Raw genomic sequence first — 14,364 nt, forward strand, 5'->3', positions numbered from 1 at the left:
GGAACTTGATGCCGGTGCTACCAACCAGCAGGTTCAGTGGCCCGCCAGCACGGCGATAGGGGATCTGAACCTTCAAGGTCTTCTGCCTACGGCACAGGGTCGAGTAGTCCGGAACGGGCCAGTCCAGCCCCGCGAGTCGCAGCAGACTGGCGACCATCCCGGCAGTCTGTCTGAGCGGCAACTTGAACAGAACCTTGATCGATAGGCAGAACTGTATCGCGGCATTCGAAAAGACCGGGGGGCGCCCCGGGCGTCCCTCATGCGGCGCGTGCCAGGTCATCTCCTTGTCCAGCCAGATCAGCAGCGACCCGCGCTTCCTGAGCGCATCGTTGTAGGTGGACCAGTTCGTCGTGCGGTAGCGGGCGGGCTTGGGCTTGCTCATGCTGCTCGTCTAAGCGCATGAATTCCCGATGTGAATCCTTTACGGCTAGAGTTCTGCAACAACGCCGCGTATTGCGCTGACCAGCGGGCTGACGCGCAAGCAGGTGGCTGATGATCTGGGCGTTGGAATGTCGACGCTGAACAAATGGATCACAGCGCATCGAGACACGAACGTGGTTTCACAAGAGGATTTGGACCTCGCCAAAGAGAATGAGCGGCTTCGACGTGAGATCCGGCTTCTCAGGGAGGAGAGGGAAATCCTAAAAAAGGCCACCCAGTTCTTCGCGGGCCTAAAGCAATGAGATTTAGGTTTGTCGAGGAACACAGGAACCATTTCCCAGCCAACCGTTTATGCAGTGTCGTTGGCGTCAGCACACGTGGCTTGCGGGCCTTCCGTAGCCGCCCTGCCAGTCGCAGACAACGATCTGATATGGTCACGCTTGCACACATCAAAGAACAGTCCCGCCTGAGCCTTGGTAGCTACGGCAGGCCGCGAATGACCGAAGAGTTGAAGGAGATCGGCCTGGACGTCGGTCATCGCCGTGTGGGCCGTTTGATGCGCCAGAACGGCATATCTGTCGTCAGAACCCGCAAACACAAGGTGACGACCGATAGCGATCACAAGTTCAATATCGCGCCGAACCTGCTGGATCGAGACTTCAACACTGATGCGCCCAACCAGAAGTGGGCCGGTGACATTAGCTATGTCTGGACCCGCGAAGGCTGGTTGTATCTGGCCGTAATCCTCGATCTGCATTCACGGCGTGTGATCGGCTGGGCCGTGAGCAACCGGATGAAACGCGACTTGGCGATCCGGGCGTTGAACATGGCCATAGCTTTTCGGGCGCCGCCCAAAGGCTGCATCCATCATACGGATCGCGGGTCGCAATATTGTTCACACGACTATCAGAAGCTTTTGCGCCAGCATGGCTTCAAGGTGTCGATGAGCGGCAAGGGCAATTGCTATGACAACGCCGCTGTCGAAACCTTCTTCAAGACGATCAAGGCCGAGCTGATCTGGCGCAGGTCATGGGAAACGCGGCGGCAAGCTGAAGTGGCGATCTTTGAATACATCAATGGCTTCTACAATCCGCGTCGCCGCCACTCAGCACTGGGCTGGAAAAGCCCCGTCGCATTCGAAAGAAAAGTGGCTTAAACGAGCACTTGGGGCGGCACGAAATCGCGACAGGTCCATTGGTCCTTCGGCCAGCTCTCGAGCCTCGTCGGTGCGCCCGCAGCCTATCTGCGGCAACTGCCCGCGCCGCTGGCGGGGATCAACCTGCAGTACGGCCTGACCAACCACCGGGCCGAGCAGATCAAGACGATGGAGGTCGCGGATGGCCGAACGGAGTTGCGCGCCGTGACCGGCCCCGACTACGGCCGCATTTATGACCATGAACTGGTCTCCGCTGTGCAGCGGATCGCAGGCAACGGCATTGGCGACACGCGCTGGAAGGTTCCCGGCGTGCTCGATTGGTCGACTGGTATCTACAACCCGCGCGTGGACGTGACGAATGAGACGACGACGCTCTACGCCTCGGACCGTGACGTATTCCTGTTCCTCGTTGACGATCTCAACCCGATCGAGGCGGGGCGGCTGCCCGACGGCTCGCCTGACCTCTACTTCCGGGGGTTCTATTGCTGGAACTCCGAGGTCGGGGCCAAGACGCTCGGCATCGCGAGCTTCTACCTGCGCGCGGTCTGCCAGAACCGCAACCTCTGGGGCGTCGAGGACTTCCAGGAGATCACGATCCGGCACTCCAAATACGCCGCCTCCCGCTTCGCCCACGAGGCCGCGCCTGCGCTGAGCCGCTTCGCCGAGTCCTCGCCCGCACCCTTCATCGAGGGCATCCGCGCGGCGCGCGAGAGGATCGTCGCACGGTCGGACGAGGACCGGCAGGACTTCCTCCGCAAACGCGGGTTCTCGAAGGCGGAAACGGGGCGGATCGTCGAGACGGTTCTGGCCGAGGAAGGCCGTCCGCCGGAAAGCGTCTTCGACTTCGTCCAAGGGATCACCGCGGTGGCTCGGTCGAAGCCGCAGCAGGATGCGCGGCTCCAGCTCGAAGGCAAGGCTAGAACGCTTCTGGCGCGGGCGGCCTGATCGTCCCTCCCGGTCGCTCGGTCTATTCCGCGGTCCACCACTCCAGAGGGAGAGGGGGGCCGTGGACTTCGTGACGGGTTTGGAGGTCGGGAGAGAGGCTCCCGGCTGGCCTGTCGCGGAGAATCCCGATGACCAATCAAGCGAAGATCACCCTCAGCGCCTCGCGCGACATCCCCTTCAACAAGCTGATGCTGAGCCAAGCGAACGTGCGCCACGTCAAGGCGGGCGTGTCGATCGAGGAACTGGCCGAGGACATCGCGCGGCGGACGCTCCTGAGTTCTATCACCGTGCGGCCCGTGCTGGACGAGAGCGGCACCGAGACCGGCATGTACTCGATCCCGGCGGGCGGACGGCGCTACCGCGCGCTCGAGCTTCTCGTGAAGCAGAAGCGGCTCAACCGCACCGCGCCGGTGCCCTGCATCGTGCGCACTGACGGGCTCGCCGAGGAGGACAGCCTCGCCGAGAATGTCCAGCGCGCGCCGCTGCATCCGCTCGACCAGTTCCGCGCCTTCAAGGCGATGCGCGAGAGGGGCCGGACCGAGGAGGAGATCGCCGCGGCCTTCTTCGTCGCGACATCTGTCGTGAAACAGCGCCTCAAGCTCGCCGCTGTCTCGCCATCGCTCCATGATGCCTATGCCGAGGAGGAGATGACGCTCGACCAGCTCATGGCCTTCACGGTCAATCCAGACCACGCTCGCCAGGAGCAGGTCTGGGAGGCTTTGCAGCGGCACTATTCCCGGCAGCCCTACGAAATCCGCCGCATGCTGACCGAGGGTGCGGTGCGGGCTTCGGACAAGCGGGCGCAATTCGTCGGGCTCGACGATTACGTCGAGGCCGGGGGCGAGATCCTGCGCGACCTGTTCCAGCAGGACGACGGCGGCTGGTTGCAGGATGCCGCCCTGCTCGACGTCATGGTGCGCGAGAAACTGGCCGAAGAGGCCGAAGCGATCCGTGCCGAGGGCTGGAAATGGGTCGAGGTCGACACCGAGTTCCCCTATGGCCACACATTCGGGATGCGCCGGGTCCATGGCGAGGCGGTGCCGATGAGCGACGAGGAAGCCGCCAGCTATCAGGCACTGAAGGCCGAATACGACGCGCTCGAGGCCGAGCATGTGGAGGCCGACGAGTTGCCCGACGACGTCGATGCCCGGCTGGGCGAGATCGAGGAGGCAATGGAGGCACTCGAGGCGCGTCCAATCTGCTACGAGGCCGACGACCTCGCGCTGGCAGGAGCCTTCGTCAGCATCGACAGTTCCGGGCGGCTGCGGGTCGAACGCGGCTATGTGCGGCCCGAAGATGAGCCGGCCGAGGAGGTGGAGGATATCGGTGAGGTCGCAACAGAAACGGCGCCGATCGAGGACGCTGATGACACCGTCGTTTCTGCCGCGGACGAGGAGGAAGAGGACGACGGCCTGAAACCGCTCTCCGACCGCCTCGTCATGGAACTGACGGCCCATCGGACCCTGGCGCTGCGCAACGCACTGGCCCAGGACCCGCAGGTCGCCTTCCTCGCGGCCCTGCACGCGATGGTCCTGCGGCTCTTCTATCGCTACGCCGTCGACAGCTGCGTCGAAATCGAACCGCGCAACGCGGGGTTCGGATCGCAGGTGCCGGGCCTCGGCGACACGGCCTACGCGCAGGCCATCGACCAGCGTCACGAGACCTGGGCAGGGAACCTGCCGAAGGCATCCGAGGACCTCTGGGAGGCGCTGACCGAGTTTGACAGCTGCAGCCGCGAGGCGCTCTTCGCCCATTGCGTGGCGATGAGCGTCAATGCCGTCCACGATCCCTACCAGCGCCGACCGCGCGCCATCGCGCACGCAAATGTTCTGGCCGGAACCGTCGGGCTCGACATGGCCAAGGCGGGCTGGACGGCCACGGGTGACAGCTACCTCGGCCGCGTGACCAAGGCGCGCATCCTGGAGGCCGTGCGCGAGGCGAAAGGCGAAGACGCCGCTGACCGGATCGCCGGGCTGAAGAAGGCCGAGATGGTGACGGCAGCAGAGGACCGGCTCGTCGGCACCGGCTGGCTGCCCGAACCGTTGCGCACGCCGCCGCTACCGGAAGAGGACGCACCGGAGATCGAGCTGGTCGACGAAGCCGACCCCGCTGACGATGACGCTTCGGACGACGATCGCGACACCGGCGAAGCGCAATCGGCGGAAGACGGCGGCGAACCGGCTATCGGAGACTCCGACCCGATGGAGGAAAATGATCCCGTCGCCGGTGACGCCTTCGTCCAGACAGCCGCCGAGTGACCTACGAGCAGCACGGGACCTTCCCCCAAGGTCCAAAGTCAGGGGCCCGTCACTAGAGCGGGATGAAATCAGCCTGAATCGATAGAGGATTCACAGGCCTGCATTTTGGTGATTCACTGTTGCCGACCACAAGATGGAGGGCGAGTAGTGGGTAGAGCACTTTCAATGGACCTTCGAGAGAGGGCWWTGTTGCRCGGCYCGKCTGSSGGGCGGACTGCSYCWKKYCSCWGACGGACTTATCCTACGGRTTTCGTGRCKSSGATTCCGAGTGYGGTATAACGGTTGAGCACGGCGATGCGGACCTGGAGCTCGGCGACCTGTCGCTCGAAATCCCGCGCCATGAGGCGCTGCCCCAGTAGTTTCATGCAATGCATCTTCGTCTCGACGCGGCTGCGGCGGTGGTATCCGGTCAGGCGTCGCCAGAGGGATCGGCCCAGGTACTTCGACGCCCGCACGGCCTCGTTTCTGGCCATGGCGCCTGCGGTGTCCGGCTTCCATGGCCGCGCGTTCCGACGGGGCGGAATGACGGCATGGGCACCGCGATCGGCAATCGCATCGTGACAACGGCGGGTATCGTAGGCGCCGTCGGCCGTGACCGAGCCGATCTGCTCGTCCGCAGGGATCTGACCGATCAAGTCCGGCAACACGGGCGCATCGCCAACATGGCTGCCGGTGATCTCGACGGCCCGGACCTCCATCGTCGCTTCGTCGATACCCAGATGAACCTTGCGCCAAACGCGCCGGCGGGCACCGCCATGCTTGCGGGCATGCCACTCGCCCTCCCCGCGGACCTTGATCCCGGTGCTATCTACCAGCAGGTGCAGCGGCCCTTTCGAGCCTCGGTAGGGCAGCCTGACCGCCAAGGTCCGCTGACGCCGGCACAACGTACTGTAATCCGGCACTGTCCAGTCCAGCCCGGCCAACCGCAACAGGCTCGCGACGAATCCCGCCGTCTGACGGAGCGGTAGGCCGAACAGGACCTTGATCGTCAGGCAGGCTTGGATCGCCTCATCGCTGTAGGCCTGCTGGCCGCCCCGCCTGCCGGTCGGTGCCGCCTCCCACGTCATCTCCGGGTCGAACCAGAGCGTCAGCGAGCCACGCTCACGCAGTGCGGCGTTGTAGGCATGCCAGTTCAGGGTGCGGTATCGGGTCGGGGAAGGTCGGGTCATGCGGACCGGCTATCCCGTTGACCAGCCAATGTGAATCCTAGTACGGGTCCGTGCAACAAAGCCGTGAGGACCCAGTAGATGTTTTTTGATACATGGTACGACATCTTGCGTATGATTGTTGTCGGTACGGTCGCCTACGCCGGCCTCGTCGTTCTCTTGCGGGCTTCGGGCAAACGTACGCTCGCCAAGATGAATGCCTTCGACCTTGTCGTTACGATTGCGTTCGGCTCAACCTTTGCGTCCGCACTCCTGAGCAGCGACATAACGGTGGTTGAGGCGCTGTCGGCCTTCGCACTGCTTTGTGGACTGCAATACGGTGTCGCCGTGTTGTCGGTCCGCTCGCATTGGTTTCGGAACCTGATCAAGTCGGAGCCTACCCTGCTTTTCTACCGGGGAAATTTTCTGGAGCCGGCCATTCGCACGCAGCGGGTCACGAAAGAAGAAGTTTTCGCTGCAATGCGCAGCGCGGGAGCCGCAAGCCCCGCGGACGTGGATGCGGTGGTTCTGGAGACTGACGGCTCTTTCAGCGTCGTAGCCGGATCGAAAGGTAGCAATGTGGAAATACTAAAATACGTTCAAGGAGTCGAGACGATCGGTTAATGTAGTTGACAGAGACGTTCGCAAAGAGAACCAGCCATTCTGGCAAGGTCCCGAACGTGTCGATTTCATCGTAGGTATTACCGAAAATCGACGACCAAACGAGACACACCATTCGAACCTTTGCGTGGCCCTTTGGGGCTGCGCGATCTACGACGGCTTGTTACGAAGGACATGACGCCGATGAAACATTCGCTGCCGATGCATGTCGGATTCATTCCGGACGGTAATCGCCGGTGGGCCGTACAGAACGGTTTTTCGAAGGACGAAGGCTATCGTTTTGGAATAGAACCGGGTTTGACTATGTTCAAGATTTGCAAGAAAATGGGCATTCCTGAGATATCGGTCTTTGGCTTCACTCAGGACAATACCAAGCGCCCAACCTCGCAAATTCAGGCATTTCGATCGGCTTGCGTAGATTTCGTACTCGAAATCGCCGACCAGGGCGCAGCTCTTTTAGTGTGGGAAATGAGAATAGCCCGCAATTTCCTGATGAACTTCGTTCTTTCCGAACGCGGCAAGGAAACGGGATCAAGGTCAAATTTCTAGCGAATTACCATTGGGAATGGGACCTGGCCGGGCTCAAGAACGGAAATGTCCGTTCACATGACGTATCAAGGCTCGACTTGATCGTACGGTGTGGCGGCGGACGGCGATTGAGCGGGTTCTTACCGGCTCAATCGGTCTACGCCGACATCTTGGTCGTAAAGGAATACTGGCCCGACTTCCATCCAGCACACCTTGATCAGGCACTCGACTGGTTCAAGTCGCAGGACAGGACGCTGGGGGGCTGAGGAAGACGAAGCGACAGTGGCGATCCCCGCCAACTTGGCAGGCCGAGCTACCTGTATCGGCATCTGCAAAAGCCGAAAATCACCTTGGATGTCCCAAAAACGCCCCCTCGCTAGGTTCGGCAAGGGGGCGATTCTACAGATGGGCTACGGTGCCTAATCAGCTGCCACCAAGTTGAACCTGTTGATCGTCGGCCATCTCCAAATCGCTATCGTATTCGAAATCGTTCGCGGCCTCGATGTCGGATTCGGTCATACTGTCGATGACCAGCTCCTCGCCCTGCTGGGTTACACGCGACATGGGCACGGGCACCTGCTTGCCGCCAAGGCCAAGGAAACCACCGCTGCTCAGGACCAGGTTCGGCTCTCCGTTGACCTCCACGATGGCCTCGGGATTACCAAGGCCCTCCCCATCGGCTGTCACGATTTCCATGTCCAGAAGATCGCCGACACTCATCATTGCACCACTACCCGAGGAGGCGTCCGGAGCCGAAGCTTCCGTTTCTTCGGTCTGCGACGGTTGTTCGGAAACCGCCTGCGCAGATTGCTCTGCGGGGGTTTCCTGATTGGACTGCTGTTGAGCCATGCGTTGCTCACGCTCTTCGGGCGTCTCAATCACGACATTCGGCTCGCCGGTCTGCTGAATCTCGATTGTCGGCTGTTCCGCCATCATAACGGAGACGTTCGGCTCCGAGCTCTGGTACGAGACGTTCGGCTCGCTTTCCTCGATCGAGACCTGGGGCTCACCCTCTGCCTGCACGATCTCGACCTGGGGTTCGGAACTTGCCACTTCGGTATCGCCAGAAACGCTTTGAGCCTGCCCGTCGGAACTGCTGTTGCCGTCCTGATCGGTCTCCGCCGAGGTCTCGTCGGTGTCGACACCAAGGTCGACGTTCAGTTCGGGATCGGCCTGCGTGACACTTACGGTCGGTTCGCCTTGTTCGACCTGCACTTCCGGATCGGCGGAGCTGACCTGCACCTCGGGATTGGTGTTCAGTATATAGATGTCGGGCGCGGGATTCTCGATACGCACGATGATTTCGGGAATCTCCACCGTAACGTTGGATTGCTTCTGATTGACTTGAACGTCGCCCGGCTGCTCGGAAATGGTGATCTGAGGCTGTTGTTCGGTCACCCGGACACTGGGTGCAGGGACCTGGACGTCGACATTCGGATCCGGAACGGTCACCCGTGCCTGACCCTCGATCGTTGCATCCTCTGACAGATCGACCTCTTCGCTGACAGCCTCGCTTTCATTCTGGGACGTACTTTGACTGGACGAGTCGGTCAGTTGTTGTTCGAGCGATGAACATTCTTCGGCAACGTCATCGTTGATTGCCGTGACGACTTCTTCTTCGGGAATGACCGTTGGATCGTCATCGTCGCGGTAGGCCTGCGCCAGCGTCTGGCATTCCTCGCTCTTGCCGGCAAGTTCCTGCTCGTTGATGTCGACAAGAGACTGCGCGAAAGCCATGCCGCCGAGAGGGAGTGTCAGGGCGGTGCTCAGAAGAAGGCTGCGTGTCTTGATGTTCATCGTAAATAATCTCCCCTTGGGTGTATTCTCATCCGGCGTCGCCGTTCCACCAGAGAGTGCTTGACCCGCGCCAAAGTTCCTTTTTTCGGTAACAATTCGTTTACTGTTTAACTTATTTTACGCGATTGTCTCACTTTGCGAGGAAATCGTTATGCGACCGGTTTAGAGTCTGGGTGGCAGGCTATGTCGTTCCGCCCAAGCGCGCGCATTGGCGAAATCGCCTTCCTCACCGTGGGTTCCGACATGGCGCCCCAGAAGCCCCAGACCTGAGCGCATCTCGGCAAGCTCGCTGCTGCCGATGCCCGGATTCCAAGAGGCCATCTCGTGTCCGTCCATTCGCACACACAGGTCGCGGAGCGCCTGGGGGAAACTCATGTCAGGATCGTCCGGGACAAAAACCCCCGTCAGCGGGGAGGCCGTGAGACTCACGGCGACGGTGCAGAGTTCTGCTCCCAGGCTGGCGGCCGTTCCAGGTGTCTTTTCTTCTCCACGCGTCTCGGCGCTTTCGATCAGGGCGTGATAACGCACGGCCCAGCTGCGGGCGCTCGCCGTGGTCTGAAGGATCGTGAGTACGAAGCTGACCGACAGGGTCAGGACGACCATGCCATTGATCGCAGCGACCATCGAAAGGATGTCCCACCAGCCGTTGGTAGGGCCAACCGTGGAGGCACCAAGGGTTGAGAGGGCCGATCCTGCAAAGGCGACGATCTGCACGAAGTCCGCCGGTGCGCCGGTCTTCGAAACTTCCAAAGACGTCCCGGAAAGATAAAGGAGCGTGTATCCTGCCAGATGAAGAAGAATCCAGCTGCCTGCCAACACGGAGAGGATTGTCGGTCCGATCACTCCGCGCAACGACCGGCCGAACCGGTTTTCGGTCCAGAGCGTAATCCCCCGTCCCAACCCCCATAGCCACCGTGTCAGACGCGCGCTGATCGGGCCCAGGCCCGAAAGGCTGATCGTCGTGTGCAGGAAGTCGTAGACGACCGCGACCAGGAGAAGAGTGCCGGCGGCGAAGAGAAGGATGCTGCTCATGGAGGTCGGAACAGACAAGCGAGACAATGGTTCACGCCGAGAACACGTAAATGCGAGAGGGCACTGAATGGCTCATCGAACAGGTCGCGGCCGTGAAGCTGTGCGCCCCAAGGACATTCCGACGCCGGGGTGGAGAGATATCGCCTTGCGGGTGAAGGAGGAGATCACCACCGACCATGTCTCGGTCGTGTCCGCGGGTGTCGCCTTCTTCGGTCTTCTCGCCATCTTTCCCGCCATTGCGGCGCTCATGTCGATCGCGGGTCTGCTTCTCGACCCCGGCGCGATCGAGGAACAGATCGCGGGCATCACCGCGGTTCTGCCGCAGAATGCCGCTTCGATCCTCGAGGGGCAGGCGAGCAAGGTCGCCTCCGGTGCGGGGGGCGGGATCGGTCTCGCGGCGATCGTCGGCCTGCTCCTGTCGCTCTATTCGGCCTCGAAGGGCATGAAGGCCCTCATGGAAGGGATGAATATCGCTTATGACGAAGAGGAAGATCGTGGCTTCATAATGCAGAACGTCGTCGCGCTCGCTCTGACCCTGTTTCTTATCGTCGGACTTCTGATCGCTCTCGCGTTCACGATCGTGGTTCCGGCGTTTCTCGGCAACCTGGGACTTCCGGACGCCGTCGTTGCCCTCGTTACCTATGGGCGCTGGTTAATTTTGGCGATCCTGACCATGCTCGGACTGGCGGTTCTATACCGCTACGGCCCGTCGCGCGACGATCCCGAATGGCAGTGGGTCAGCGTCGGAGCGATCGTCGCGACGATCTTCTGGATCATCGGCTCGATCGCCTTCTCGGTCTATGTTCGGAATTTCGGGAGCTACAATGAAAGCTACGGCGCGCTTGGCGGGGTAATCATTCTGCTGACGTGGTTCTGGCTTTCGGCATTCATCGTGCTGCTTGGCGCCGAGTTGAACTCCGAGATGGAAGCTCAGACGGAACGCGACACCACAACGGGGCCGCCCGAACGCAAGGGTCGCCGTGGGGCCGAAAAAGCAGATCATGTCGGTGAAACGCCATGATACACGGCAATGCCTGAGGATACCTCAATTCGGCAGCGGGGTCGTCCGACTTCGTGGTTCGTCGCGGGTGGGTAATGTTCCACCCCACCCGCTCGAGACCACGTTATTTATCCGATGACTTGGTAACGCTCGGAGAAACGCTAGAGGGAGTTTTCGAGGATCCAACGCCTGTCGTGTTGTCTTTCGAAGCCGGGTCGCTCGACGTCGTTGCCGGAGGCCTCGGCGGCGAACTCGCGGGAACCACCGCCGGGGCGGCTGGTGGCAAGGTCTTGTCGTTACCACGAGTGTTGTCCGACTTGGTACTGCCGGTGGAACGTGACGGCACGTCTTGTGTTCCTGCCGGCGTCGTTCGCACCGGCGAAGTGGGCTCGCTCGACGCCGTTTTCCCGGGCTTCGGCAGGTCAGGGTCGGTTGGTGGCATTTCCAATGGGGTCACTCCGGCTTCGGGCGACGTATACGAACCCGTCCTCGTGGTCCTGGAACTCGTATCATCGTGGTCCCTGGATCCAACGCGCGCGCGGCCCTCGACATCGTCCCGCTCATCGGATCGGGGGAGCTTTTCCTGCTGCAAGGAGTGTTGATCAGACACGCGCGATCCAAACACGATCCAAGCCATCCCGATTGCGACGAGACCGACCGCCAGTGGCTTTTCCCTGAGGATATTGCCCACCGTCTGACCGTGCTCACTACGGTGGTCACGGAGATACCTGCCGGCGTAGTTCCAAGCGCCCTCGAGAGTCATGCGATCGAAGATTTCGTCGATTGTACTGCTGAGCTCGGAGCGTTTGTGTTCAAGATCACGTTCTATTTCGCGGGCAGACCTATCAGCCATGGGTAACTTCCTCCGTCAGGTGGATATCGCGCTGCACATTCTTCACGGTGCGTGTCGGCGCCAGGCTGACAGCCGTGAGGTTGTTCTTACCTTTCATGACCATAACAGCACCGATTACCAGGAACGCAACGCCGACTATCAGAGCCGCCCATCCGGCCCCGAGACCGAGTTCCGCAACGGCTGTTACCAACGCGGCCGCTAGAACATTCAGAGCAACGAGGAAGAGAACGACAGCAGTTATGAGGAGACCGATCGCGATCGCAGCCTTCTTGAGGTTCTCTTGAACTTCGGCGCGTGCAAGATTGAGTTCGCCGCGGAAAAGTTCGGTGACTTGCGTGAACGCGTCACTCACCAGATCAAGCGGACCGGCATGCGCTCCCCGCCTGTGCGTGGTTTCCATTGACATTGATACCTCCTTTATTCGATCGAAGGTTAACCGCTCTGCCTATCGTATGTTCCGTTATCGCGGCTAGCGGAACCAGGTTGGCCAATGCCTCAGAAAGACCCTGTTCGCTTTGGAATTGGGGACAGGAGGTGGCGATCTTTTCCGAGCGGAAAGGACGCCGTACAACGCAGCGAAGATCGTGTTCCCTTTCCCGGTCCCACGGGCGGGGGTATCCGCTCGCCGGAGGGGAAAATTCCTGAGCCGGCGAATGACGAAGACGCTGACGAAGACCCAGCTCATCCCCGCTATAACCGCGAAAATAGGTCGTAATTTTCCCAGAACCGCTGTTTGATAATTGACTGAACGCGAGCTGCATTGTCGATTTCTGAACCTTATCTATCGGGAAATTGGCGACGCTGAGGAATGCTGTCCTGATGCCGCGAGCAATGGAACGGGAGCAAACGGGTGCATGGACTGAGGAAGATCGTCTTGATCCATGATTTGAAGAACGAATAACCTCGGGTCCTGTGGACGCCTTCTTCGGGCAAGCGTCTCGCGGCCGAAGGCATGCGGTCATGACCGAGCTTCTCGACAGGATCCGTAGCGCGCTGATCGGGCTGAAGATGCCCCGCGCCATGGAAGCCCTAGACCATACCTGGCTGACCCCGACCTTCGCTCATAGCGCAGCGAACGCCCGGTCTGTCCGCACTGCTGTCCTTGGCTGGATGATGCGCGAAGGTTCGCTTCTCTACGATGCTCGACTTGGGCAGCACATGAAATTGGGGCATAATCCAGCCAGAAGAACCGGCGAAGCAGCATAGTCGCAGGCGGTGCGCACATCCGGGCAGCCTGTAGTGATCCCCAAAGTCACTGACCCATGAAGGCGTCCATGTCGCTTGTTCTTCTTGCCATATCACTATCCATCGCCCTCGGCGTTCTGGGCTTCCGCTTCGCGGTCTTCGCACTGCCGGTCATGGCCGGGATCGCAGCGTTCCTGCAGGTGAATGAGGGTGGAGCCGGTTTTGGCCTGTCCTTCCTTGCCGGCTTGGCGGGGGCGGCGCTCTCTGTCGCGTTCGTCATTGCCATTCTCGGCTTTGCTAGGAACCCGTTCCTCCGCCTCGGGGCGCTCGGCCTCTTTGCGGCGCCCGCCGCCGTGGCGGGTTACGCGTTGGCCTATGGCGTCGCGAAACATGCGCTCGACCCGGGTGTCATGCTGACGCTTCTCAGCGGCGGCTGCGGCACGGTTGTTGCCGTTGCGGCGATGATCAACCTCAATGCCTTGGGCGAGGGGCTGCTCGACCCGTAGCCCTTGGTTGCGGCCGTCCCTCGTCAGTTGATCGCAGACGCGGTGGAAATCTGCGCTGCAACGGTCCTTGGGTGATCACCGGCCAAAGCCCGGACCATCCCTCTCTTCTCGCATCACTATGGACCAACCGAGCCGATGCCTGTGAGTGTGGTGACAGGTGCCTGACGTGCTCGGTTCTGCCTTCGGTTTCTGGCCATCGGAGACGGCGCAGTTGTGGCAAGCGACGGTGGGTGCGCGAGGCCGATTGCCGATGGCCGCGTGATCTGGGTGCCAAGTTGCCCTCCGCGAGGAAGATGGTTCGGCACTGTGTCCCCGTTGGCGCTCCTCCGAGAAGACCTGTCCCTCCTCCTGATCGATCCCCTAAGCCCGTCCGTCCGAGGCCGGCAACCCCGCGCGGCGGGACCCGTGTTGGCGTTTGCCACGCCTGCCCGCGCCGCGTCCCGCCTTGGGGGTCGAGCGGACACCGGGGGCGTCCGTGCAGGCCACGCCCAGCGGTCTTTGACGGGTCTCATCGGAGGGACGGTCCCTCCGGATGAAGCAACGGAGACATACCATGCAGAACATCGTCATCCTCGCCGGCAACATCGGCCAGACTCCCGAGACCCGCACCACTCAGGGCGGCACCTCGATCACCACCTTCACCCTTGCCACCTCCCGCCCGCGCTATTCCGAAGGCCGGGTTGTCCGCGACGAGAACGGCTACCGCGTCCAGGACACCGAATGGCACCGCATCACCTGCTTCAACGGCCTCGGCAAGACGGTCCAGCAGTATTGCGAGAAGGGGATGAAGCTCCTGGTCCGCGGCCGCATCCACTACACCAAGTGGACTGACGCTGCGGGCGTCGATCGCTACGGCTCCGAGATCATCGCCGAGACGATCGACTTCCTGACCAAGGCCAAGCAGGCCGAGGACGAGGACCCCTCCTTCATCGACGATGAGGACGACCAGTCCTGACA

The 14,364-nt window shown here is 61.3% G+C and carries 14 protein-coding genes and 1 pseudogene; 10 read left to right on the forward strand and 5 right to left on the reverse strand.

Annotation, left to right across the window (positions count from 1 at the left end):
• Positions 1-382, reverse strand: a 382-nt coding sequence (locus tag KW83_RS16710; RefSeq protein WP_036181261.1) for an IS5 family transposase, incomplete at its 3' end; no start/stop codon positions are given.
• Positions 383-452: 70 nt separating this feature from the next.
• On the opposite strand from KW83_RS16710, the gene KW83_RS16720 reads away from it, so the two are divergent.
• The 3 genes and pseudogenes from KW83_RS16720 (at position 453) to KW83_RS16730 (ending at position 4,740) form a co-directional block, all read left to right on the forward strand.
• Positions 453-1,537, forward strand: a protein-coding gene (locus KW83_RS16720) for an IS3 family transposase (RefSeq protein ID WP_152563632.1) whose coding sequence is annotated in 2 segments (ribosomal slippage) — positions 453-651 and positions 651-1,537 — 1,086 coding nt in all. Because the reading frame shifts where the segments join, the coding sequence is not laid out codon by codon here.
• A gap of 36 nt (positions 1,538-1,573) precedes the next feature.
• Positions 1,574-2,482 (forward strand): annotated as a pseudogene (locus tag KW83_RS16725) (DUF932 domain-containing protein); the annotation flags it as partial.
• Positions 2,483-2,610: 128 nt separating this feature from the next.
• Positions 2,611-4,740, forward strand: coding sequence for a ParB/RepB/Spo0J family partition protein (locus KW83_RS16730; RefSeq protein ID WP_036181262.1), 2,130 nt, complete (start codon positions 2,611-2,613; stop codon positions 4,738-4,740).
• A 236-nt stretch (positions 4,741-4,976) separates the two neighbouring features.
• Here the strand turns inward: KW83_RS16730 and KW83_RS16735 are convergent, their stop codons facing one another.
• The gene (locus tag KW83_RS16735) at positions 4,977-5,909 is read right to left on the reverse strand and encodes an IS5 family transposase (protein ID WP_036181264.1); all 933 of its coding nucleotides are present in this window, start codon (positions 5,907-5,909) and stop codon (positions 4,977-4,979) included.
• Between the two features lie 78 nt (positions 5,910-5,987).
• On the opposite strand from KW83_RS16735, the gene KW83_RS16740 reads away from it, so the two are divergent.
• The 3 genes from KW83_RS16740 (at position 5,988) to KW83_RS22040 (ending at position 7,300) form a co-directional block, all read left to right on the forward strand.
• A complete protein-coding gene (locus KW83_RS16740) occupies positions 5,988-6,509 on the forward strand; it encodes a DUF421 domain-containing protein (RefSeq protein ID WP_036181265.1) in 522 nt (173 codons plus the stop codon).
• Positions 6,510-6,689: 180 nt separating this feature from the next.
• The gene (locus tag KW83_RS21245) at positions 6,690-7,055 is read left to right on the forward strand and encodes an undecaprenyl diphosphate synthase family protein (protein WP_200879706.1); all 366 of its coding nucleotides are present in this window, start codon (positions 6,690-6,692) and stop codon (positions 7,053-7,055) included.
• Positions 6,968-7,300 (forward strand): undecaprenyl diphosphate synthase family protein, encoded by a 333-nt coding sequence (locus KW83_RS22040; protein WP_407667879.1) that lies wholly within the window; start codon positions 6,968-6,970, stop codon positions 7,298-7,300. The genes KW83_RS21245 and KW83_RS22040 overlap by 88 nt, the downstream gene beginning before the upstream one ends.
• A gap of 157 nt (positions 7,301-7,457) precedes the next feature.
• Here the strand turns inward: KW83_RS22040 and KW83_RS16750 are convergent, their stop codons facing one another.
• Together KW83_RS16750 and KW83_RS16755 are read right to left on the reverse strand one after the other, a co-directional pair.
• Entirely contained in the window at positions 7,458-8,831 is a 1,374-nt protein-coding gene (locus KW83_RS16750) for a PRC-barrel domain-containing protein (RefSeq protein ID WP_036181267.1), read from the reverse strand.
• Positions 8,832-8,993: 162 nt separating this feature from the next.
• Complete coding sequence (locus KW83_RS16755; protein WP_036181268.1) at positions 8,994-9,863, reverse strand: hypothetical protein; 870 nt, start codon at positions 9,861-9,863, stop codon at positions 8,994-8,996.
• Between the two features lie 67 nt (positions 9,864-9,930).
• Here KW83_RS16755 and KW83_RS16760 point away from each other — a divergent pair, with 67 nt between their 5' ends.
• The gene (locus KW83_RS16760; protein WP_036181269.1) at positions 9,931-10,884 is read left to right on the forward strand and encodes a YihY/virulence factor BrkB family protein; all 954 of its coding nucleotides are present in this window, start codon (positions 9,931-9,933) and stop codon (positions 10,882-10,884) included.
• A gap of 824 nt (positions 10,885-11,708) precedes the next feature.
• On the opposite strand, the gene KW83_RS16770 is transcribed toward KW83_RS16760, so the two are convergent.
• A complete protein-coding gene (locus KW83_RS16770) occupies positions 11,709-12,122 on the reverse strand; it encodes a phage holin family protein (RefSeq protein ID WP_235191455.1) in 414 nt (137 codons plus the stop codon).
• Positions 12,123-12,676: 554 nt separating this feature from the next.
• On the opposite strand from KW83_RS16770, the gene KW83_RS21255 reads away from it, so the two are divergent.
• The 3 genes from KW83_RS21255 to KW83_RS16780 all read left to right on the forward strand — a co-directional run bounded on the left by KW83_RS21255 (position 12,677) and on the right by KW83_RS16780 (position 14,362).
• Positions 12,677-12,922 carry a hypothetical protein gene (locus KW83_RS21255; RefSeq protein ID WP_081904671.1) on the forward strand — a complete coding sequence of 82 codons (246 nt, stop codon included), beginning with the start codon at positions 12,677-12,679 and terminating at the stop codon, positions 12,920-12,922.
• Between the two features lie 56 nt (positions 12,923-12,978).
• Positions 12,979-13,407 (forward strand): hypothetical protein, encoded by a 429-nt coding sequence (locus KW83_RS16775; RefSeq protein ID WP_235191456.1) that lies wholly within the window; start codon positions 12,979-12,981, stop codon positions 13,405-13,407.
• Positions 13,408-13,960: 553 nt separating this feature from the next.
• Positions 13,961-14,362, forward strand: a complete 402-nt coding sequence (locus KW83_RS16780) for a single-stranded DNA-binding protein (protein ID WP_036181272.1) — start codon at positions 13,961-13,963, stop codon at positions 14,360-14,362.
• The last annotated feature ends 2 nt before the right edge of the window (positions 14,363-14,364 follow it).

It is taken from the genome of Palleronia rufa, from assembly GCF_000743715.1.
Classification (GTDB): domain Bacteria; phylum Pseudomonadota; class Alphaproteobacteria; order Rhodobacterales; family Rhodobacteraceae; genus Palleronia; species Palleronia rufa.

Bases quoted from the DNA above. Each gene is read 5' to 3' on its own strand.
- KW83_RS16740 (WP_036181265.1), top strand. From the start codon at position 5,988: ATGTTTTTTGATACATGGTACGACATCTTGCGTATGATTGTTGTCGGT.
- KW83_RS16780 (WP_036181272.1), top strand. From the start codon at position 13,961: ATGCAGAACATCGTCATCCTCGCCGGCAACATCGGCCAGACTCCCGAG.
- KW83_RS21245 (WP_200879706.1), top strand. From the start codon at position 6,690: ATGAAACATTCGCTGCCGATGCATGTCGGATTCATTCCGGACGGTAAT.
- KW83_RS16730 (WP_036181262.1), top strand. From the start codon at position 2,611: ATGACCAATCAAGCGAAGATCACCCTCAGCGCCTCGCGCGACATCCCC.
- KW83_RS16760 (WP_036181269.1), top strand. From the start codon at position 9,931: ATGGCTCATCGAACAGGTCGCGGCCGTGAAGCTGTGCGCCCCAAGGAC.
- KW83_RS16750 (WP_036181267.1), bottom strand. From the start codon at position 8,831: ATGAACATCAAGACACGCAGCCTTCTTCTGAGCACCGCCCTGACACTC.
- KW83_RS21255 (WP_081904671.1), top strand. From the start codon at position 12,677: ATGACCGAGCTTCTCGACAGGATCCGTAGCGCGCTGATCGGGCTGAAG.
- KW83_RS16775 (WP_235191456.1), top strand. From the start codon at position 12,979: ATGAAGGCGTCCATGTCGCTTGTTCTTCTTGCCATATCACTATCCATC.
- KW83_RS16755 (WP_036181268.1), bottom strand. From the start codon at position 9,863: ATGAGCAGCATCCTTCTCTTCGCCGCCGGCACTCTTCTCCTGGTCGCG.
- KW83_RS16770 (WP_235191455.1), bottom strand. From the start codon at position 12,122: ATGTCAATGGAAACCACGCACAGGCGGGGAGCGCATGCCGGTCCGCTT.